General features: G+C 51.1%; 17 protein-coding genes and 1 riboswitch. Of the genes, 5 read left to right on the top strand and 12 right to left on the bottom strand.

Going from position 1 to position 20,088, the window contains the following annotated elements; genetic code table 11:
• Window positions 1–6: 6 nt before the first annotated feature.
• Both ACOJTG_RS15620 and ACOJTG_RS15625 read right to left on the bottom strand, forming a co-directional pair.
• Window positions 7–711, bottom strand: a complete 705-nt coding sequence (locus ACOJTG_RS15620; protein ID WP_420154678.1) for a DUF421 domain-containing protein — start codon at window positions 709–711, stop codon at window positions 7–9.
• 23 nt (window positions 712–734) lie between these two features.
• Window positions 735–2,174, bottom strand: coding sequence for a sensor histidine kinase (locus ACOJTG_RS15625; RefSeq protein ID WP_420154679.1), 1,440 nt, complete (start codon window positions 2,172–2,174; stop codon window positions 735–737).
• Between the two features lie 153 nt (window positions 2,175–2,327).
• Here ACOJTG_RS15625 and ACOJTG_RS15630 point away from each other — a divergent pair, with 153 nt between their 5' ends.
• Window positions 2,328–3,575 (top strand): TCR/Tet family MFS transporter, encoded by a 1,248-nt coding sequence (locus ACOJTG_RS15630; protein ID WP_420154680.1) that lies wholly within the window; start codon window positions 2,328–2,330, stop codon window positions 3,573–3,575.
• On the opposite strand, the gene ACOJTG_RS15635 is transcribed toward ACOJTG_RS15630, so the two are convergent.
• Complete coding sequence (locus tag ACOJTG_RS15635) at window positions 3,541–5,886, bottom strand: ATP-binding protein (protein ID WP_420154681.1); 2,346 nt, start codon at window positions 5,884–5,886, stop codon at window positions 3,541–3,543. The two genes, ACOJTG_RS15630 and ACOJTG_RS15635, sit on opposite strands and share 35 nt — an antisense overlap.
• Window positions 5,887–6,152: 266 nt before the next feature.
• On the opposite strand from ACOJTG_RS15635, the gene ACOJTG_RS15640 reads away from it, so the two are divergent.
• The gene (locus ACOJTG_RS15640) at window positions 6,153–6,731 is read left to right on the top strand and encodes a nitroreductase family protein (RefSeq protein ID WP_420154682.1); all 579 of its coding nucleotides are present in this window, start codon (window positions 6,153–6,155) and stop codon (window positions 6,729–6,731) included.
• Window positions 6,732–6,780: 49 nt separating this feature from the next.
• Window positions 6,781–7,923, top strand: a complete 1,143-nt coding sequence (locus tag ACOJTG_RS15645; RefSeq protein WP_420154683.1) for a redoxin domain-containing protein — start codon at window positions 6,781–6,783, stop codon at window positions 7,921–7,923.
• 46 nt (window positions 7,924–7,969) lie between these two features.
• Here the strand turns inward: ACOJTG_RS15645 and ACOJTG_RS15650 are convergent, their stop codons facing one another.
• The 6 genes from ACOJTG_RS15650 to ACOJTG_RS15675 form a co-directional block, all read right to left on the bottom strand.
• Window positions 7,970–8,473 (bottom strand): bifunctional adenosylcobinamide kinase/adenosylcobinamide-phosphate guanylyltransferase, encoded by a 504-nt coding sequence (locus tag ACOJTG_RS15650; RefSeq protein ID WP_420154684.1) that lies wholly within the window; start codon window positions 8,471–8,473, stop codon window positions 7,970–7,972.
• The gene (locus ACOJTG_RS15655; protein ID WP_420154685.1) at window positions 8,470–9,048 is read right to left on the bottom strand and encodes a cob(I)yrinic acid a,c-diamide adenosyltransferase; all 579 of its coding nucleotides are present in this window, start codon (window positions 9,046–9,048) and stop codon (window positions 8,470–8,472) included. The genes ACOJTG_RS15650 and ACOJTG_RS15655 overlap by 4 nt, the downstream gene beginning before the upstream one ends.
• Window positions 9,045–10,040: an ABC transporter ATP-binding protein gene (locus ACOJTG_RS15660; protein WP_420154686.1), complete on the bottom strand. Its 996-nt coding sequence runs from the start codon at window positions 10,038–10,040 to the stop codon at window positions 9,045–9,047. Before ACOJTG_RS15660 ends, ACOJTG_RS15655 begins: the two co-directional genes overlap by 4 nt.
• Window positions 10,037–11,074 carry an iron chelate uptake ABC transporter family permease subunit gene (locus ACOJTG_RS15665; protein ID WP_420154687.1) on the bottom strand — a complete coding sequence of 346 codons (1,038 nt, stop codon included), beginning with the start codon at window positions 11,072–11,074 and terminating at the stop codon, window positions 10,037–10,039. The genes ACOJTG_RS15660 and ACOJTG_RS15665 overlap by 4 nt, the downstream gene beginning before the upstream one ends.
• Complete coding sequence (locus tag ACOJTG_RS15670) at window positions 11,071–12,282, bottom strand: ABC transporter substrate-binding protein (protein ID WP_420154688.1); 1,212 nt, start codon at window positions 12,280–12,282, stop codon at window positions 11,071–11,073. Before ACOJTG_RS15670 ends, ACOJTG_RS15665 begins: the two co-directional genes overlap by 4 nt.
• A gap of 30 nt (window positions 12,283–12,312) precedes the next feature.
• Window positions 12,313–12,584, bottom strand: a riboswitch (cobalamin riboswitch).
• Window positions 12,584–13,192, bottom strand: coding sequence for an AAA family ATPase (locus ACOJTG_RS15675; RefSeq protein WP_420154689.1), 609 nt, complete (start codon window positions 13,190–13,192; stop codon window positions 12,584–12,586). (Overlaps the previous riboswitch by 1 nt.)
• 579 nt (window positions 13,193–13,771) lie before the next feature.
• On the opposite strand from ACOJTG_RS15675, the gene ACOJTG_RS15680 reads away from it, so the two are divergent.
• Both ACOJTG_RS15680 and ACOJTG_RS15685 read left to right on the top strand, forming a co-directional pair.
• Window positions 13,772–14,836, top strand: a complete 1,065-nt coding sequence (locus tag ACOJTG_RS15680; protein WP_420154690.1) for an RICIN domain-containing protein — start codon at window positions 13,772–13,774, stop codon at window positions 14,834–14,836.
• Between the two features lie 277 nt (window positions 14,837–15,113).
• The gene (locus tag ACOJTG_RS15685) at window positions 15,114–16,502 is read left to right on the top strand and encodes a DUF3472 domain-containing protein (protein ID WP_420154691.1); all 1,389 of its coding nucleotides are present in this window, start codon (window positions 15,114–15,116) and stop codon (window positions 16,500–16,502) included.
• Window positions 16,503–16,676: 174 nt separating this feature from the next.
• On the opposite strand, the gene cbiB is transcribed toward ACOJTG_RS15685, so the two are convergent.
• From cbiB to ACOJTG_RS15700, 3 genes are read right to left on the bottom strand one after another with little or no spacing between them, the layout of a single operon-like run.
• Window positions 16,677–17,618, bottom strand: coding sequence for an adenosylcobinamide-phosphate synthase CbiB (gene cbiB / locus ACOJTG_RS15690; RefSeq protein WP_420154692.1), 942 nt, complete (start codon window positions 17,616–17,618; stop codon window positions 16,677–16,679).
• Complete coding sequence (locus ACOJTG_RS15695) at window positions 17,606–18,613, bottom strand: threonine-phosphate decarboxylase (protein ID WP_420154693.1); 1,008 nt, start codon at window positions 18,611–18,613, stop codon at window positions 17,606–17,608. Before ACOJTG_RS15695 ends, cbiB begins: the two co-directional genes overlap by 13 nt.
• A 3-nt stretch (window positions 18,614–18,616) precedes the next feature.
• Window positions 18,617–20,086: a cobyric acid synthase gene (locus tag ACOJTG_RS15700; RefSeq protein ID WP_420154694.1), complete on the bottom strand. Its 1,470-nt coding sequence runs from the start codon at window positions 20,084–20,086 to the stop codon at window positions 18,617–18,619.
• Window positions 20,087–20,088: the final 2 nt, after the last annotated feature.

Consider the following 20,088-nt stretch of genomic DNA (forward strand, 5'->3'; position numbering starts at 1 on the left):
CGGGGCTCAGGTGATACGGGGCGTATTTAGAGCCTGTACCCATTCGCTGTGCGTACAAACCGGGCAGACGTGATACGAATCTTTCGGTACTATTTCCTCCACCTGTCCACAAAACGTACAGGCGTAGGTACCCGCTTGAGAAATACGTTCGGTTTTCCGATGAAATAATTCGGGTAAGATGGGAAGACCCATGCGGACTTCTTCATCGGCGTAATAAAAGACGCTCACCTGACCGTTAGGTTCGATATAGGCCCGGCGAATCTGACCCAGATGCTCAATACCCTGCAAGCGTAATTCCATGAAAAATTCATCCTGTCCTACGTCTTCCTTGTCAAAATCCTGAATGGAAAATAGGCCTTTTTCAATGATCAGAATCGGCCGCCCTTCCAGCAGTTCTTCCACTTTTCGTGACTTCGCCGCCATGCGGGTAATCAGCCGGTAGGCTAACAAAATGACTACAAAAACGACCAGGGGGGGTAGTAAGCCAATATCATGGTAAAACATGGGATCACCCGCCGCCGAACCCAGGCCAATCACCAGCACCAGTTCAATGATGGAGAGCTGCTGTACGGCCCGCTTGCCGGTCAGACGCATAGTTACCACAATCACGATGAACATGATCAGAGTTCGCAACGTTACCTCCAGCAGAAATTGACCTGGTAAATCGCCCAGTAAGATGCGAGACCAATCCTGAATATCGTAGTCGTCCATTCTGCGTTGAGTAAAGATAAAGCCTAGGCTTTCAAATAAATCTGAAAGGTCGATCCCTGATTTTCCTGACTATGAGCGAGAATCCGCCCCCCGTGGTTTTCGACGATGTTGCGAACAATCGTCAGGCCCAAACCCGTACCACTATACGTGCTCCGGGAGTGTAGGCGTTGAAAGGCTTCAAAAATTTTCTCCTGATACTCCTCGTTAAAACCAATGCCATTATCAGATACCTCAATCCGGTAAAACGAATCGGCCCGGTCCCGCAGGTAAATCTGGGGACCTTGAGAACGAATGTGGATGACGGGGCGAACACCAGGAGCAACGTACTTCAGTGCATTGGAAAGCAGGTTCTGAAATAATTGCCGCATTTGCCAGGCATTCGCCTGAAGGTGGGGCAGGGGCTCGATGGTTATGAGAGCCTCTTGTTGCCGAATGGGTACCTCCAGATCCGAGCAGACTTCCGTCAGAATTTGGTTCAAATCAACGGCCTCGAAAGACGTCGATTCGTTACTTAGCTGAGCGAACGTGAGCAGATCATTAATGAGTGAACCCATTCGGTCGGTAGCCGACTGCATTTTGTCAAGTAATTCGGTTCCTTTGCCCAAATTAGCTTGGTACTGGGTAGCTAGTAAATGACCAAAGTGTCTGATTTTTCGCAGCGGTTCCTGCAAATCGTGACTGGCGATGGAAGCAAACTGCTCTAGGGCTTCATTCGATTGCTTAAGCTGTTGCTGGTTACGTTGACTCTGGGTAATGTTGGTAAAGGTAATGGTAATCTGATCGGGCCCCTGGGCCAGGGCCGATACCTCAAACCACGCTTCCAGTCCGTTACTATCCCGGTAGTACTGAATAGCGTGTTCCGGCTGACCGGTTTCGGCCACCCGGGCATACATATCGAATAAACCCGATTCTTTATTGCCCGGAAAAACGCTCATCAGCGTTTTTCCCATGATGTCCTGCGGTTTCAGATACAGATCCCGTTCTACCGTTGCATTGGCATTTTCCATCAGAAAATCCGTAATCAGCTCCGGAGTATCTGGTTGCTGACGAAGGGCTTTCATGGAAATGATACTATTGGGCGAAGCATCCAGAATGGACTGTAGCCGCTGAATGGTATCGGTTACTTCCCAGAAGGTGCAGAGCATCTGCGTACCGACCATCTCCAAGGCTGCTTGCAGGCAAAGTTCCGGACGAATTTGTAATCGCTGCTGAACAGCTTGTCGCGTATGAATGACCTGCGGACAAACATTCAGGAAAAAGGGATCGGGTACGTAGGCTCGGAATGAAGTTTCTGAAGTGGATTGTAAGAGATTACGGCCGGCTTCGTTGAGAAAAACGATCCGCAGGTCCATAAGCTGTTCCGCCGCGTATATTGGTTCAAGCAAAGCGACCCCCGGCGAAGAAACCGGAATACTCAGGGAATCATGAGCTTCTGAAGTTATATCAATCTGGGGTGATTTCATCAGTCACGAACAATGCTACTCGAAATTTTCTAAAAAAATCGTACTAATTCAACGTACTAATCTGCTAGCAGGTGGCTAGTTAAGTCTTTTTAAGGAAATCATCCAAACCTCAATAGACGTTTGTATTTTTGAGTTTCGACACTCCTTACCTACATGGCCACGACCAAGTCTTCGGCAGCACTGACGTTCATTTTCATTACCCTTTTGATTGACGTTACCGGACTGGGAATCATTATTCCAGTATTCCCTAAACTCATTGAAGAGCTCATTCAGGGCAATATCAGTCAGGCGTCGCTGTACGGCGGCTGGCTGACCTTTGCTTACGCCATTATGCAATTTCTCTGTGCTCCCGTACTCGGGGGGCTAAGTGATCATTTTGGCCGACGGCCCGTATTACTAGCGTCCCTGCTGGGGTTTGGCCTTGACTACATCCTGCAAGGTTTTGCTCCTTCCATTGGCTGGCTGTTTGTAGGCCGTATTCTGGCGGGCATTACCGGAGCAAGCTTCACGACGGCCAGTGCCTACATCGCCGACGTGAGTACACCCGAAAAACGAGCTCAGAATTTTGGCCTAGTCGGTGCGGCCTTCGGTGCTGGGTTTATCCTGGGCCCTGCATTGGGCGGATTGCTGGGAAGTTTGGGGTCGCGGGTACCTTTTTTCGTCGCAGCAGCACTGTCGCTGATTAACTGCCTGTACGGTTATTTTGTTTTACCTGAATCCTTGGCTCCGGAAAACCGACGCGTTTTCGACTGGAAACGGGCCAATCCGGTCAGTTCGCTGCTTAACCTGCGACGGTATCCGGTCATTCTGAGCTTGACGGCCTCATTGGTATGTATTTACATTGCCGGGCACGCTACCCAGAGTACCTGGACGTACTTTACCATGGAAAAATTCCAGTGGACGGAAAAGTGGGTCGGCCTTTCGCTGGCCTGTATTGGTCTGTGCGTGGGCATTGTTCAGGCGGGTGTGATCCGACTGATCACGCCGCGAATTGGCCCCCGGCGTTCGGTATACGTGGGGCTGCTTTGTACGATTATCGGCTTTATCTGCTTTGCTTTTGCTTCGCAAGGATGGATGATGTTCGTTTTCACCATTCCCTACGCCCTTGGCGGAATTGCCGGACCTTCGTTACAGGGAATTATTTCGAGCCAGGTACCGGCCAATGAACAGGGTGAACTCCAGGGGGCTCTAACAAGTCTGGTGAGCGTCACTTCCATAATTGGCCCTCCGTTTATGACGAGCCTGTTTTCGTACTTTACCCAGGCTTCGGCACCCGTGTATTTTCCGGGAGCTCCGTTTATTGCTGGTGCCATTTTTGCTTTGTTCAGCGTGATTTTTGCGATACGAACGTTACAGAAAACCGATGTTACCGTACCACCGAAGCCGTATGATCAAGAATAACCCGTAGTAATTCTTCGGGCTTGAACGGTTTCAGGACGATGTCGTTCAGACCCGAAGCCTTCACTTTATCCGAAATCTCCGGAATCAGGTTTGCCGTCAAAGCGATAATGGGCAGCGTATAACCCCCTTGTCGTAATTGTCGGCTGGCTTCGTAGCCATCCATGATCGGCATTTGCAGGTCCATGAGAATGAGCATGGGTTGCTCTTTTTTGACTTTTTGTAGAGCTTCTTCTCCCTGGGTCGCCGTTACAACTTCAGCTCCCCAGCGTTTCAAAATGCCACGAGCAGCAAGAATATTCATGGGCTGATCGTCGACCAACAGGATTTTTAGCCCTCGTAACGGATGTTCGTCCACGACAGCGACTGGACTAGTTTCGAGGGGTTTATCAGCTTTAGCGAAGCGTTGACGAAAGTAAAAACGGGAGCCATGGCCTGGCGTACTGCTCAACTGCAGGGGCACCCCCTGCAATTCGAGTAGATGTTTACAAATGGCCAGCCCTAAGCCGGTACCGCCAAAGCTACGCGTCATGGAGGAGTCGGCCTGGGTGAAGCGTTCAAAAATGAGTTGCTGTTTTTCGGTGTCTATGCCAATACCCGTATCTTCTATTGAAAATTCTAGCCAGATTTCCGTATCCGATTGCTCAAGTACGCGAATGCCCAACCGCACCCAGCCGTTTTGAGTAAACTTAAGAGCATTATGCACTAAATTGTTAAGCACCTGTGAAGTACGGGTCGGATCGCCTAGGATGAGTGTATGCAAGGTCGAATCCGTTTCGATTTCCAAGGATAGCTGCTTTTCTGTCGCGTAAGGCCGATAGCTGGCTACAATGTTTCGGGCCATCTGAACGGGATCAAAGGGGATGGCTTCAAAAACAATTTTTCCCGCCTCAATTTTATTGAAATCCAGAATGTCGTTGATGATGTTGAGCAGATTATTCGCCGAAAAAAGCATCACATCCAGGTGCTGCTGCTGATCGGTGCGGGGACGTTCGCCCAGCAGCAGGTGCGTCATACCAATGATGGAATTCAGCGGCGTCCGGATTTCGTGACTCATGGTACTCAGAAAATCACTTTTCACCCGTAATCCTTCCTCCGCCTGAAGCCGAGCTTGTTTCAATGTGAAGGCAAAGCGAAAAGAAAGAATGAGCGATTGCAGCAAAAAGAAACAGAGATAACCAATAAACAGCAGTTGTTTCTCGGGGGTAGTCAGCCCAAAATACCGAAGGTTGATAACGGTAAATACGATCATCAACACGCCAGTGCTCATCAGGGCATAATAGGCTCCCAGACGCCGGTGCCGGGCCGCTTGTGAATACACGTAAAAGGCATAGGCAATGTATATAAACATCAAAACCAGAAAGGGATTGATGAGTTGGGTGAAAATCAGGGGTGAACTCAGCAGCGTAATCAGAACAAACAACAAACAAATTCCGGTCATACCCCGGATAATGACTCGATGTGTATCGAGCGGGTAGAGAGCCTGGGTGTACTGCGTAAAAAAGGCGATACCCAGAAACAGCGATAAATACTCCAGATGAAGCATGAAGCTCCAGGATCCATTCGGAAATAAATCGTGGATTTCGTACAAATCCGTACCGACAATGCGGTAACTGTAACAAAACGCAAACAGGGCAAAGTATAAAATGGCCCGATCGTGTTGACCAAACCTGAATAGGCCCAGAAACAGTAAGCCGCCCATGAGCAGAAATCCCGTTAGTAACCAATCAATGGCTTTGACCTGGCGGTATTCTGGCAGAAGCTTCTGGGCATCACCCATTTGAATTTCCTGATAGGTCCCGCCCTTGGAGTGATGAAAGTTCGCCACTTGTAGTAAAATCCGTAGCGTATCGCTGGTTTGACGGGGTAGCAGCTGACACTGAGAAGTCCAGAACGGTACGGTGGTCGCCCGGCTCGTACCCGGCTGCCCGCTATTCATAAATTCCTCGTCATTGACGAACAACCGGAAAGAGCTGTAACAGTCGCCCATGAACAAGGCCAACGGGGGGCGACTGGCAGGTAACAGCACGGTCAGTTCATAGGTAGCGTAACCCTGACCGGTTAAAGGTTTGCCCTGCCAGTGAGACTGATTGAATAAACTGGGGAAAGGCGTGAATTCGGTACGGGAAGCGGCTTGTCCGGGCCTCCGCAGTTGTGCCCAAGTCCACTTCCATTCACCGTTCAGGGCAACTTTCGACTGTTCGAGGGGCGTGTGCCGAAGGTCGAGTATACCTTTGACGGATTTCGGCTGAGCATAGACACTAGGCAAGAAAAAGGCCAGTATCCATAGCAGCAGGTAACATTTTTTTTTCATGACAGAAGATCTGCCGGGTGGCGGAATAGTAAGGATGGTGCGGTGGAATTGTCCCGACTTTTCATGATACACCTGCGGAAAGGGTTTTCGTACCGATTCGTAGAAGATAAGATGGAGTGGGATAAACAGTAAATATACTATAAAAAAGGCTAATGGACTGGAATATGTAACCAAATGATAAGGCGAGTGTGTACGGATTTTTGTCCGGGTTCAGCGGAATCCTCCTAACTTCGGGACTTTCAAATCAGATCTTTACGTTTGAAGCTATGACTCTTTCCCTAGAAGTATTGAATGAAGTGATCCGTTCGCGTCGCAGTATTTTCCCGCCCAGCTATACCGATGAGGAAATTTCGGTGAAGGATCTGGAGATGATTTTGGAGAACGCCAATTTCGCTCCCACGCACCGATTGACCGAACCCTGGCGTTTTACGATTTTCCGGGGAAATGGCTTAACGAAACTCGCTGATTTTCTGGGCGGAACGTACCGTTCGCAGACAACGCCCGAAAACTTTTCGGAAGCCAAATACGAAGGTACGCGTTCGAAAGCCCTCAAATCGGCTGCTGTCATCGCCATCGTGATGGAAGTACACCCCGAAAAAGTACCTGAGTGGGAAGAACTGGCCGCCGTAGCCTGTGCGGTACAGAATATATGGTTAACCGTAACAGCAATGGGCTTGGGCGGCTACTGGAGCACGCCGGGTAACCTGACCGCCCTGGGAACCTTCCTGAATCTGCCGGAAAATCAGAAGTGCGTCGGGCTCTTTTACCTGGGCCACCATACCGCCCCGAGCAAACCAGCCGTTCGTAAACCGATTATGGATAAGCTGACCTGGATTGAAGATTAACAAACCTCGCCCTTTGTCTGACCAGATAAAGGGCTTTTCATTTACCGCTATGCTCCGATTAATTATAGGCACCCTACTGGCCTTGTCGCCCTGTTTGCTGAACGCACAATCTACATTCCGCCTAAACGGCAAGGTGGATGCATTGAAAAATGGCGATACAGTTTTTTTGATTTACGAAAAGGGGAACCAGCAAATCGTAGATTCCACTCGGGTACAGGATGGGCGGTTTACCTTTCAGGGGACGGTGAAATACCCGGTCCTTTCAGCCCTATATCTCCACAAGAATCCCTACCAGACTAAGCTGGCGGCAGGGGAAAAAATGGATTATCTGCGGTTCTATCTGGAACCCGTTACCATGCAGCTGCAAGCGAAAGATTCCCTGAAACATATCCGCATTCAGGATTCGCCCAGTAATACCTTACACCGGGAGCTGCAAAGCCAATTGAAAGCCAACGATGAAACCTTTCAGCGTTTTGTTCGGCAAGCTCAGGCCCTGCCGCCGGAAAAGCTGAAGGATAAAACCATCTACGATAGCCTGCTAAATCGGGAGCAGGAGCTGTTGCGGGAATCCTACGAAATTCATCTGGCTTTTGCCGACCAGCATCCCGACGCTTACCTCAGCCTGATTAGCTTATCCCACGTGGCCGCTCAGTCGGGTATGGGGGAGCGAGCCGCTAAAGTCTATCAGAAAGTACCGGAAAAGCTCAAGCAAACGCCGCTGGGTAGGGATATTCCCATACAATTGGCAGCTCCCACCCGCACCCAGCTGGGTAGTACGGCCCCCGATTTTGAGCAGCCCACGCCCGAAGGCAAGTCCATCAAGGTATCGGATTTTAAAAATCAATACGTGTTAATCGATTTTTGGGCCAGTTGGTGTGGTCCCTGTCGGCAGGAAAATCCGCAAGTTGTCAAGGCTTATCAGACCTATAAGGCCAAAGGCTTTACGATCCTGGGCGTATCCCTCGATTTTCCGGGTCAGAAGAAAGCCTGGCTGAAAGCCATTGAGAAAGATCAACTTACCTGGACCCAGGTTTCGGATTTAAAGGGCTGGGATAACGCAGCGGCCAAGCAGTACGGCATCAGGTCCATTCCCGCTAACTTTTTGATCGATCCTTCGGGTAAAATCATTGCCCGGGATCTACGGGGAGAGGATCTGCATCGGGAATTGAGTCAAATTTTTGCGGATAAATGACCTGACAGAAATCCTTTTGTTTCTGTCAGGTCATTTAAAAGACTTGTTACTTCAGCCGCAGGGGCAAGCCAGATACCATAAAAATCGCTTCCTCCGCTTGACGGGCTACGTATTGATTTGCCCAGCCCTGCAAATCCGTGAATTGCCGTCCAAGCGGCGTATCGGCGTGCAGGCCCATGCCAATTTCGTTGGAAATAATCAGTAACGTAGCCGGAATCTCTACCAAAGCATTCACCTCGGCCTGAAACGCTGCCAGTGTCCGATCCAGGTCGTTTTCGTGAGCCAGAAACAGGTTCGTGAGCCAGAGCGTAATGCAGTCAATGACGACGACCCGACCGGCTAAGGGAAGGGTAGCCAGGTCTTTTTCCGCTTCAAACGTCGTCCATTCCGGACCGCGTTCCCGTCGGTGCCGATCCACCCGCCCGGCAAACTCTTCGTCCCAGATTTTCGCCGTAGCCACGTATACTGGCGACTCCGACAAAGCGAGAGCCCGATCCTGAGCGTAGCGACTTTTGCCGCTCCGGGCTCCACCCGAGATGTAAATGATCATTCGGGTGTCTTAAAGCGTTTGTACAGAAAGAGTTGCCATTTTTCTTCGGCGACCCCGGCTTTATCCATTTCGGCCCGAGCCAGTGTAAAAAACAGATCGGACAGGCGGTTGATGTAGGCCGGAATAGCGTCGTGGATGGTATCGGTTTTGATGAGTGAAACCAGTCGCCGCTCACCCCGCCGCATCTGCGTACGAATCATGTGACAGAGGGCTGAAATCTCGTTTCCGCCTGGTAAGAGAAAGTAGTCGGAAGGCGAGGTCATCGCCGCTTCCAGATTATCGATCCAGGTTTCGCAAAACTCGGCTCCGTCTTCGGGAAGCGGATTCGTATTGATTTTTTTCGCGTCGGAAGGACGGGCCAGGTGCGACATCATGTCCATCAGATCCTTCTGAATTTTGTGCAGATTGGCCTGCCATTCGTGCTCAGTCCCGAGCTTCACGCGTAATAGTCCAATCGTTGAGTTTACCTCATCCAGCGTACCAATGCACTCCACGCGGACGTCATCTTTGGCGACGCGACTACCGCCGAACAAACCCGTCGTTCCTTTGTCGCCTTTTTTGGTGTAAATTTTCATAGTATGATTGATCGGCCCTTGAGCCGTTTGGAAAGTTCTTCAAGTAATGCCTGGATGGAAGTGACCGCAATGGCTCCATCAATGAGCCAGCGATCGGACTGTACCTCCACGGTAAGGGCAGCCCCAGGCTCCGTACGGTAGCCTTCCCGCCACAAGGCTCGTCGGGTCCAGAACAGCGGACCGACTTCACCCGTTAGTTGTACGGCAGGACCGGTAGGGGAGGGGTACAGCTGGAAAGTGCCCGTAAGACGATCAAACACAAAACCGGCGGCCGTAAAAGTCCGTTCAAACGCACCGTTAAGAACCAAATCTTCGGGTACACCCTGAGCAAAACGGCCGTTGGTTCCCATGAGCCACAACTGGTCGGCGGCCTGTAGGGCCAGATCCAGTTCGTGCGTGGAAAGCAGAATGGCCTTTCCCGTTTGCCGGGCCAGCTCGTGCAGCAGTCGCATCAATTCCACCCGGCTCGGTAAATCCAGGTGAGCGGTGGGTTCATCCAGCAAAATCAGATCGGTATCCTGAGCCAGTGCCCGGGCAAGCATGACTTTCTGCCGTTCGCCGTCGCTGAGTTGGGAAATGCGTCGATCGGCAAAGGCCGTGGTTCCGGTTAGTTCCAGAGCCCAGTCGACTTTACGCTGATCTTCCGCCGTCAGACTGCCCAGCCAGTTGGTGTACGGCGTGCGGCCCAGAGCTACCAGTTCGCGAACCCGCAGGTGTCCGGCTTCGACGCGTTCGGTCAGTACCAGGCTGAGTTTTCGGGCCAGATCGGTAGGAGCGAAGCTGGCTAGTACTTGCCCGCTCAGGTGAATTTCGCCGCTCAAGGCCGCCTGTAAACCCGAAAGGGTTCGCATCAACGTCGATTTGCCCGCTCCGTTAGGTCCCAGCAAACCGACCAACTGACCCGGCTGCAAGCTCAGGTTCAGAGGTCCAGCAACGGATTTCGTCGCGTAGCCAATCCGCAGGTCATGGGTCGTTAGTAGCGGCTGGCTCATACAAAAACGGATTTATGACGACTGACAATCATCCAGATCACCACCGGAGCCCCCAGTAAGGACGTCACTACATTGATGGGTAAGATCGATTGCGTACCGGGAAGCTGGGCAATGCTGTCGCAACCTAACATCAACAGACTGCCAATTAGGCCATTGGCCGGAATGAGAATGCGGTGATTGGAGGTGCCCAGCAACGAACGGGTCAGGTGCGGCACGGCAATTCCAATGAACCCAATTGGACCGCAAAATGCGGTGATACTGCCCGTAAGCAGACTTGTACTGGCAATAATCAGGGTACGGGCCCGCCGAACGGTCAGTCCCATACTGCGGGCATAGGCTTCTCCCAGCAGTAAAGCATTTAGTGCTTTGGAAGAGGCGAAGGCCAGTACCAGCCCCAGCATGACCACGCCCGCGAGCACGTACAGGTGTGATCCGAGTACGCTACCCAGTGAGCCAAAGGTCCAGAGTAAATATTCCTGAATCTGTTCGGGCTGACTGAAATACTGCCAGATACTAATGACGGAAAAGGTGATCGTGCCGACCATTACCCCCACCAGCAACAGAACTACATGGTCACGAAGTCGTCCGGCAATGAGCAGGACTAGTCCCAGTACCAGGGCGGAACCCAGCGAAGCCATCCCTACAATCAGCCAGCTCCCGGAAAGCCCCAGTTGCCGAATGGCGTACAGACTGGTAACGCTTCCACTGCCCAGCATCACCGCCGCCACGCCCAGACCCGCTCCCGCAGTAATGCCCAGCTCGGAGGGGCCAGCCAGCGGATTGCGAAAAAGCGTTTGCATTTGCAGCCCACTCACGGATAATCCCCAGCCCACCAGCACGGCGGTACATGCCTTGGGAATACGAATTTTTTCAACGATAAATAGCCAGGCCGTCTGTTCGGATTCGTGGTGAAGTACGATACGTACCACTTCCCCAAGCGGAATGGCTACGGAACCCAGGGTAAGGTTCACCAGAAAACCAACTACCGTTGCTGCCAGGAGTAAACCCAGCACGAGTCGCAGGCGTGGTGTCATTGGAGTTGTTTGTAGTAATACAGTTCGTAATCGGGCAGGAGTTCGGGATGCAGAATTTTGATTAGATCGCCCAGTACCCGCTCCGGATGAACGGCCCCCGATTCCCAGTAATCGTTTGATCCCCGGGCGTTGGTTCGCTTGCTGTAGTTATACAACTGGCCGGTTTTGAAAGCTTTGAAATCCCCGTAGCGTACATCGCGGGCCAGGATGTCTTTTTTCGTGTCCCGTCCGCTGATGCCTACATTTAGCCAGTAATCGGCTTGTAGGCCAATAGGATACACGGCTTCGAAGTTAAGCGGCAAACTGCCCGTGGCCCGGGTGGCATTCCAGTGGTAAGTAGTTCCGGCATCGCGGAAAAACTGAGCCATGTAACTGTTGCCATTGGGTACGAACCAGGAATCCTTGTAGCTGGTACCAGTAATGATACTAGGCCGTGTTTTGACCGAACGGGTCAGGGCTTTGAGGCGGTTGTATTCCTTTTCCACGGCGGCAAATCGCTGATTCACCCGTTCTTCCTGGTTGAGCAAGGCTGCCAGCAGCTTCACCCATTCGGCCCGGCCCAGTGGTGTTGTTTCGACCCACTCGGAGTTGATCAGAACAGGTACTCCGGCGGCATTGAGCGTCTGGTAGCGATCCATGCGGGCATTGGGTTGCCCCACGGCCATCACCAGATCGGGGTGCATGGCGACCAGCGTTTCTTCGTTGAGCGTCTGATCTTTGCCCACCTGCGTAATTTTCTTTTCGTTGATACGGGAAATGACTTTTTCGGAAGATACGTACTTGAGATCGCCCAGTCCTACCAGAATAGCTTCGGCGTCGAGAAAACTAACCAGTCCAATATGCATGGACGACATTGCCACCAGCGAACGCAGGGGAATCTCAATGAGCTGACTATTCTCGTACCCTTTCGGACGGGGCGTACCGCGTTGCAGGAGAACATAGGTCGCCGTATCCGTGCTCTTTTCAAAGGGACTCATAATCTGTACCACTTTGTAATGCGAGCGGTAGGTAATCCGAAAACCTTTGGCGTGTTTGATCTGGACTTTCTCGGGAAAGTAGTCGTGTTTAACGGCCGCTTCGCCCTGTTCGGCAACGGAAGAGGTGGAACTACACTGGCTCAGTAAGCCCAGCGTGAATGCTGCCACTACCAACAGTGGAGCCCATTGCCGCATACATTTCTGCGGAAAAGTAAACAAAGGATGCATCATGATTCGTACGAGCTTTTCTTCCGAAAGCTGTCGGGGGTTAACCACTCAGGCAGGTCTTCTGACTCGTTCCCTTCCCAACCCCTTCCCATACCCAAGGGGTACAGTGGCGTATCTTGTTAGGAAATGTTGGGAGTTTAGTGTTTTGAGTTTAGTGTTTGGAGTATTCTCAACAACTCAGAACGCTAAACGCAACACTCAAAACTCTTGCAGAACTTACAGCAGCGGAGACTGTTCCGGAATTGCACCGGATTCCCTTTTCAAACCGTCGCCTCACGACGGTTACCTGGATGGGGCCGCAAAACTACGAAGAAATTGTCGGGTCACTAACACGAAGCTTGCCTGATTGACAAAAACCGGACTCCGGCGTGAAAGCAGGCAGCAATCCTTGTTCCAGTATACTTTCCACAAAAGCCACGCGTTCAGCCACAGAAACCTGGGGAAGTACGATCAGCTGATAGCCCAGCGACTGATACACCTCCGATAGAGTTTCGTACAGCCGTGTGGCTTCGGCAAAGGTCTGCCAGCGTTCGGCGTCGTTGACGTAAATTTCTTTCCAGGGCGGAGCCATCAGCATCCAGGGAGCGTAAGGGTATTGATGGGCCACCTGTATCCATTCCGGTGGAACCGGAATGTTGCCCACCCGTAGATACGCCAGAATATCAGGAATGCCCCGGTCGAAAAACGTCAGCGGTTCCTGAGCTTGTTGATAGGCTCTCTGCATTCGTTCCAAAGCCAGCCCGGCAAAACCGCTCAGATCGTTCCAGGGAACCCGCTTGGAACCCCGCTGTACCTGTTCCTGAATCAGGAGTCGCGATACTTCGGCCGAAGTAGGATACCCCCGGTCCTGTAATGCTTCAAGTAAGGTACTCTTACCGGCTCCGGGTCCTCCTGAGATGATGATTCGCTGCATTGCCTAAAGTTTGACCCACAAAAATACCAATTCTGATGGTCAGACCAACCAGCTGCTAAAAGTGGGTTTGGCAATCCTAGGCAGTAATCGGATAAGTCATACGAATCAGCAAACCATAGATCTGTGCCGTTCCTATTCCAACCGGATAAGCCTTGTCTTACCTTACGATAATGGTTTTTTGTATTTTTTTATAAAAAACTAGAATTAATAGAGTATATCAGTAAGGGTAATTGCATAGGAGCATCAAACGCAGGCCTGATGTCGTAAAGCGTCCTTGAAGAAATTAGTCACCCCATTTCTTCACTAAAACTTTTTCATCAGACTGCTTCCCGCTTACGCTTTTAGGTACGGCGGGTTTTCAATAAGTACAAATCTGTTCATCGTGTTCACCGCCAAAACTAACGAGATGGAATCACTTCAGATGCACTACTTCCGCCCTTCCTGCTTCATCCCTCGTTAGGGAGTAAGGCCTACAGGAGAAAGCCGCTTACTCACTGCTTTTCTCATGCTCTCTTGTTCACCCCAAACGTTGTACATAAGCATGGGTATGTACACCACATGTCAATCAACTCTATTACTATGAAAACGCAAGTAAGTTTAAAAGGACTCGCTCTGGCGGTCCTGGCTTTGGTAACCAGTTGCCAAAAAGAAAACTTAACCCAACCCAAACCTGAATCTAAAGTTGTAGTCAGCTCTAAAGGGGCTCGCATTCCTGCCTCGGAAAGCTTGCAAACCGCTGCGAATGGTCGGTTTTTCATTGTGAATCGACGCAGCGGAAAAATGCTGGATGTGGAAGGTTTACAGACGGCTTCAGGTTCTAATATTGTCCAGTACGGCGGAACCGGAGCCAGTAATCAGGAATGGACGCTGACCCAGCTTTCGGGTGGATTTTATTCCATTGTAGGGGTGCAAAGTCAACGTGCGTTGGAAGTGGTACAAGGTTCAACGGCCGATGGGGGGGACGTTAGTATCGCCAATTACACCGGAGCCAACCAGCAGCAATGGCAATTTTTGGCCTTAGGGGATGGTTATTATCGCATTATCAATCGGAACAGTGGCAAAGATCTGGATGTATTCAACCAGTCGATCGACGATCTGGCCGAGATCAAACAATGGGGGTATTGGGGTGGAGAAAACCAGCAGTGGGCCTTGATTAAAGCCCAGGAAGCGGGGCAGTTAGGCTGGGTTTTAACGACGTCTAACGTACCCGATGATGTACGGGCCCGGATTACCAGTGCTATGAATGACGCCTGTGCCCGCTATAACCGTTTTGCCAATTGGCCCGCCAGAACCCTGACCGTTGAGTATAACACCGGTGTACAGACCGCCGACGGTAGTACCAACGGAAACATTCGCTTCGGGGGTAATCCTAGTTATCAAAACACGCGTACGGCCATGCACGAAATCGGACATACCTGGGGTGTAGGCATCTCGGGGGGCTGGTATGCCAACACGTCTACGGGGCCTTTCACGGGAGCGAATGCCGTCTCCACCATTAAAACTTTCGATGGAGCGAATGCCGTCATCAATACCGGCGGAAGTCACTTCTGGCCGTATGGACTGAATTACGATAATGAATGGTCGGAGATTAACGCTTATCGTCACGTAAAACTGGTATACGCGATGCGGACCGATGGTATGTGATACGATTAAAAAGTAAACCCGCCCCAACCGTAGCGTAGGGGAAAGAACCTCCTGATGTGGTTGAAAAACTACGGCAGGAGGTTCTTTTGTAAAAACAGGAGCTAAGCTAGGCGTCTTCTAGGTTTCGTTTCGCTGAGATTGTTAAAGGTGCCATCATGTACTCGCTTTGTCTAGCAATAATATTCCTGATTCCACCAGCCTTTTCTACTCAGCTAAGGTCAAACCAAAGCAACCTTGGGTACAGTAGCCGCATCTGCCAGACTTAACCTCTACTGAAATGCCTTTCAAAATCGTGTTTTGGAGCGTACTGTGCCTGCCTTTGATGCTTGGTACATTTACTATACCGCCGGAAGGGCTTACCTACGAATGCCATCCCGGCGAGTATCAACTCACTGAGGATGAAAATCAACGGCATGGTGAACAGGCGTCACTCCGGATTGAATCCAATACCAAACGACCTAATGGGTTTGGCTATGTATTGAAAGCCATTAACGTGAAAAAGCTGGCGGGCAAACGCGTTCGTCTTACGGGTTATCTCAAAGTGGAGGATGTCCAGCAATGGGCCGGACTGTGCTTCCGGGCTGAAGCTGGGAGTTATCCGGTCGCTTTTGATAACATGCAGAAGCGAGGCATAAAAGGATCGCTGGATTTGGAAAAATATAAGATTGGGCTGGATATTCCATCGCAAACCACGCGAATAGAAGTAGGAGCGGGTTTGGTAGGGCCGGGTAAACTCTGGATGGACCCTGACTTACAGTGGGAAGTAGTAACGACTGAAATGGCGGTGACCGGAACCACCTTTCAGGGGGGCATTCATCCGCCTCTTAAGCTAGTCACGCAGGCTGATCTGGACCGTACGCGTCCGCTAACGCAAGGCTCTAAAAAACGCGGAGCAGCTTATCTGACATTAGATTACGTTTTAAAAGAACCGGCGGACTGGATTTATGCCGAGATAAACGTGCCAACGGGTGAGGCTCCGACCCATACCTATTATTCGGTGTTGGGAGGAAGATTATTCTATAGTGGAATCCAGGTACATTCTACCAGGGAAAGGCGAGTGATTTTTTCGGTTTGGGATGCCAACGCGGGCAATAACAATCCCAGGCAGGTGCCGGATTCGATGCGGGCCACCTTACTGGAAAAAGGACCGCAGGTGTTTAGTTCCCGGTTTGGCCGCGAAGGAAGCGGCGTTCATACCCATCTGGTGTATGATTGGAAAGAAGATACTACCTACAAATTTTTAATCCATCTTCAACCCGATTCCGTACACCATCAAACGATATACACTTTATTCTTCGAAAAAGACCAGCGGTGGGAGAGGATCGCAAAAATAAGTACACCTACCCTGATGAAAAGCCTGACCGAAGCTCAGGCTTTTCTGGAAGATTTTTCCACGCATGATGATCGGCATCGCAGATCTGCTTCTTATCAAAACGTGTGGGTACATACCCTGAGCGGTGAGTGGCAGGAGGTTACTCAAGCCGTATTGACGCTGCCCTTCGGCGATCAAAATCGGAGCGTAAAAGACTACGGGTGTGGACTTTCCACGAGTAATGGCTTTCTCTTAAGTGCTGGCGGTGGCTATACGGAAACGTATGTACCAATACCGACGCTAGTGCAACGACCCCAAAGCGAGAAAAAACCAGTCATTGACTTACCCGAATAAATGATTTGTACAGACAATCAAAGCATTAGGGAGTTAAGAAAAGTGGGACGAGGTTAGTGTACTGGCACAGAAGGAAAGGATTGCAACAAATCAAACTATCTAAAAAGACGATTTAATAGCATAGAAATTACGGTGTCAAATAGGAAACAGGTGAACATTGCCAACTACTCTTCTCTACCACGCACCCTGGTTCCACGCGTTCCAAGCCAGGCAACCCAGCACCATCACCAGACAGCAGGCGTGGTTGATCCAGCTTACGCGTTTGATTTCGTGCGGTTCAATCATTCGCTCCTGTTCCCCCAGGTACGGCTTTTCTACGCGGATGCCGTGGTAGACGTTAGGGCCGCCGAACCGGCAGTTAAGAATGCCCGCCAGAGCCGCTTCGGGATACCCCGCGTTGGGGCTTTTGTGCTGATGACCGTATCGGAAAATAAAGCGGAGCCCCCGGCCGCTCGCCGTTACCAGTACCATCAGTAGGGCCGTGAGTCGGGCGGGAATGAAGTTAGCTACATCGTCGATGCGAGCAGCAACCTTTCCGAATTGCTCATAACGCGGATTGCGGTAACCAATCATGGAATCGAGCGTATTGACCATTTTGTACGCCATCATACCCGGAATGCCCGCCAGTGCATAATAGAAAAGCGGAGCAATGACGCCGTCACTTAGGTTTTCGGACATGGTTTCCAGTACCGCAATACGAATTTGCTGAGCACTGAGCTGGGACGTATCACGACCCACAATGCGGGATAATTGCTTACGCCCCGCTTCCAGCCCCTGCGTATCCAGTACGGTAAATACCTGTCGGCCTTCGCGGATCAGGTTATGATTGGCGAGCCCATACCAGATAAATACGCCCTGAACTAGTCCGGCAATCCACCAGGGGCCTGCGGAGAGTAACCGTTCCAGTCCCCAAAAGCAGGAAAAGACGGTGATAATCAATACTACAGCAAACAAACCCCCTTTCCAGAATCGATACCGACCCTGATTCAACCAACGTTCGCCCTTGTAGATCGTCGTACCAAAAAGCCGAATGGGGTGGGGCCAGTGGTCCGGATCACCGATTACCAAGTCCAGCCCGTAGCCGAAAATCAGCGGAAAAAAAGTTAACAAGGCCATGTCTGAAGGGCGTTGAGGAGCCACTGGTTTTCTTCGGGCGTACGCGTAGCGATCCGAAAGTGCCGGGGACTTAAGCCCCGAAAATTACTGGCATCCCGAATGAGTAAGCCGTGCGATTCGAGCAGATAGCGTTTTAATTCAGCGGCGGTACGGTCGAGTGTTTCCCCCAAAAAAAAGTGCGTATGGCTGTCGTGAATCCGAAGCCCCGAATGCGTTCGCAGGTCAGTTACCAGCTTTTCTTTATCGATTAAAAGCTGATCCAGTGGAAGCTGAATGGCATCAAACTGTTCGAAAATGAAATGCCCGGCGGCCAGAGCCAGGGCGTTGACGGTCCACGGCTGCTTGTACCGCTTCAATCGTTCGATACCGTTTTCCTGAGCCATCACGTAACCCAACCGAAGGCCCGGTATTGCGTAAGTTTTGGTAAGCGACCGCAGGATAATCAGATTCCCATACGACGCGATTAGCGATTCACAAGAGTCAATGGCTCGGGTGAAATCAATAAAAGCTTCATCCACGACGAATACCGTTTGGGGATACGTTCGAAGCCAGTAGTCCAGCTTCTGAAAAACGGCTCCCGTAGGATTATTGGGATTGCAGATAAACACGAGATCGCTCTTGGGCAGGGCATCCGTTTGCTCCCAGGGCAAAAATGTCAGGGTATGCCCGTGCATCCGGGTAGCGTCCTCGTATTCGGCAAAAGCGGGAATCACAATCGTGGTACGACTTCCCGCAAAGGCCTGAGCAACGAGATAAATACTTTCGGTCGTACCGTTGTTCACCAGAAACTGGGTGGGAGCCTGCTGGTGATGAATCGATAGTCGCTCAATCAAACTTTCAGCCAGCACCTCCGGATAGCGATTGATGCTCGACCAGCGGTCAAACAGATACGCCCGAAGTCCGGCGGGTTCGCCGCCGTACCAAACATTTGTACTAAAATCCGCGAGGATGGGCTTTCCATACTGATACCCATCATCGCCGTGTCCCTGCAACATACCTTAGCTTTTCAAATGAGCGTAAATCTGCTCCATATCTACGTGCTGACGAATGAGATCCGCCAGTCGATCATACTGTTCCTGTTTGTAGGCGGCGTAATCGAAGCTTACTGACTCGGTGGTATACGCGGACAAAAGCTCTTCGATTACCACCTCATTATCCAGAATGCCGTGCAGGTAGGTACCCCAGCATCGCTCATTTAGGTAATAGCCGTCTGCTTGTCCATCTTCGAAAACCGTCAACGGCTGTTCAGGTCCCAGCGGGCGACTTTCACCCATGTGAATTTCGTAGCCCGTACAACAGGAAGATTCCTCCCGATAGCGAAACTGCCGCTGAACAGTGGTTTTGACGGGTTGTAGTACCGTTTGGATGGGTAAAATCCCCAGTCCGGCGATACGGGGAATAGAACTTTCCACGCCCTGCGGATCTTCCACGCTCTGACCCAGCATCTGATAGCCACCGCAAATGCCAATGACCGTTTTCCCCGCCCGGTGAGCCCGCACAATGCTCTGATCGAGCCCACTTTGTTTCAGAATCAGTAAGTCATCGATGGTATTTTTACTGCCGGGTAAAATAACGATGTCGGCTTTGGTCAGTTCGTCGGCTTCACGGGTATAGTATAAATGGACCCGGGGATCATTCTCCAGTCGATCGAAATCCGTGAAGTTTGAAAGTCGATTCAAATGCACAACGGCTACGTTGATTTTCTGCGTTTGGGCGACTCGCTTTTTGTATTCCAGAGCCAGAGAGTCTTCGGCTTCAATAAAAATATCCTTGAAATACGGCAGAATACCCACCACGGGCAGACCCGTCAGCTCTTCCAGCATCTGCTTCCCATCGGCAAACAGTCGGGCATCGCCGCGAAACTTGTTGACCAGAATGCCTTTCATACAGGCCCGTTCTTCGGGGCTTAGCAGAGCAATGGTACCGTAGACACTCCCGAACAAACCACCCCGGTCGATGTCGCCGATGAGATAAGTGGCCGCTCCGGCGTGCCGGGCCATGCGTAGGTTAGTGATGTCGCGGTGTTTGAGATTAAGCTCCGAAATACTTCCGGCTCCTTCCAGCACGATGGGGGAGTGGCGGGCCGAAAGTCGGTCAAAGGCCCGGGTTACTTCGGCGAATAATTCCTGCCGATCCTGCGTGCGGAAATATTCATACGCGGACTGCGTACCAACGGGTTTCCCGTTCAGAATGACCTGCGAACGCTGATCGGTAGTCGGCTTAAGCAGCACCGGATTCATGTCCGTATGGCAGGGAATGCCCGCCGCTTCGGCCTGCACGGCCTGAGCACGGCCCATTTCCAGTCCTTCGGGCGTCGCGTAACTGTTCAGCGACATATTCTGAGCCTTGAAAGGAGCAGGAGAATAGCCATCCTGTTTAAAAATCCGGCAGAATCCGGCGGTAATCACACTTTTGCCCACATCAGAGGCCGTGCCCACGAACATAATCGGGCGAAGTGAAGCATTCATTT

Source organism: Siphonobacter sp., from assembly GCF_048595215.1.
GTDB lineage: Bacteria > Bacteroidota > Bacteroidia > Cytophagales > Spirosomataceae > Siphonobacter.

Coding starts and splice junctions, on each gene's coding strand:
- ACOJTG_RS15625 (WP_420154679.1), bottom strand. CDS start 2,174: ATGAAATCACCCCAGATTGATATAACTTCAGAAGCTCATGATTCCCTG.
- ACOJTG_RS15650 (WP_420154684.1), bottom strand. CDS start 8,473: ATGATCATTTACATCTCGGGTGGAGCCCGGAGCGGCAAAAGTCGCTAC.
- ACOJTG_RS15660 (WP_420154686.1), bottom strand. CDS start 10,040: ATGAGCCAGCCGCTACTAACGACCCATGACCTGCGGATTGGCTACGCG.
- ACOJTG_RS15685 (WP_420154691.1), top strand. CDS start 15,114: ATGCCTTTCAAAATCGTGTTTTGGAGCGTACTGTGCCTGCCTTTGATG.
- ACOJTG_RS15675 (WP_420154689.1), bottom strand. CDS start 13,192: ATGCAGCGAATCATCATCTCAGGAGGACCCGGAGCCGGTAAGAGTACC.
- ACOJTG_RS15680 (WP_420154690.1), top strand. CDS start 13,772: ATGAAAACGCAAGTAAGTTTAAAAGGACTCGCTCTGGCGGTCCTGGCT.
- ACOJTG_RS15695 (WP_420154693.1), bottom strand. CDS start 18,613: ATGTTGCAGGGACACGGCGATGATGGGTATCAGTATGGAAAGCCCATC.
- ACOJTG_RS15670 (WP_420154688.1), bottom strand. CDS start 12,282: ATGATGCATCCTTTGTTTACTTTTCCGCAGAAATGTATGCGGCAATGG.
- ACOJTG_RS15655 (WP_420154685.1), bottom strand. CDS start 9,048: ATGAAAATTTACACCAAAAAAGGCGACAAAGGAACGACGGGTTTGTTC.
- ACOJTG_RS15700 (WP_420154694.1), bottom strand. CDS start 20,086: ATGAATGCTTCACTTCGCCCGATTATGTTCGTGGGCACGGCCTCTGAT.
- ACOJTG_RS15635 (WP_420154681.1), bottom strand. CDS start 5,886: ATGAAAAAAAAATGTTACCTGCTGCTATGGATACTGGCCTTTTTCTTG.
- ACOJTG_RS15665 (WP_420154687.1), bottom strand. CDS start 11,074: ATGACACCACGCCTGCGACTCGTGCTGGGTTTACTCCTGGCAGCAACG.
- ACOJTG_RS15620 (WP_420154678.1), bottom strand. CDS start 711: ATGGACGACTACGATATTCAGGATTGGTCTCGCATCTTACTGGGCGAT.
- ACOJTG_RS15640 (WP_420154682.1), top strand. CDS start 6,153: ATGACTCTTTCCCTAGAAGTATTGAATGAAGTGATCCGTTCGCGTCGC.
- ACOJTG_RS15645 (WP_420154683.1), top strand. CDS start 6,781: ATGCTCCGATTAATTATAGGCACCCTACTGGCCTTGTCGCCCTGTTTG.
- ACOJTG_RS15630 (WP_420154680.1), top strand. CDS start 2,328: ATGGCCACGACCAAGTCTTCGGCAGCACTGACGTTCATTTTCATTACC.
- cbiB (WP_420154692.1), bottom strand. CDS start 17,618: ATGGCCTTGTTAACTTTTTTTCCGCTGATTTTCGGCTACGGGCTGGAC.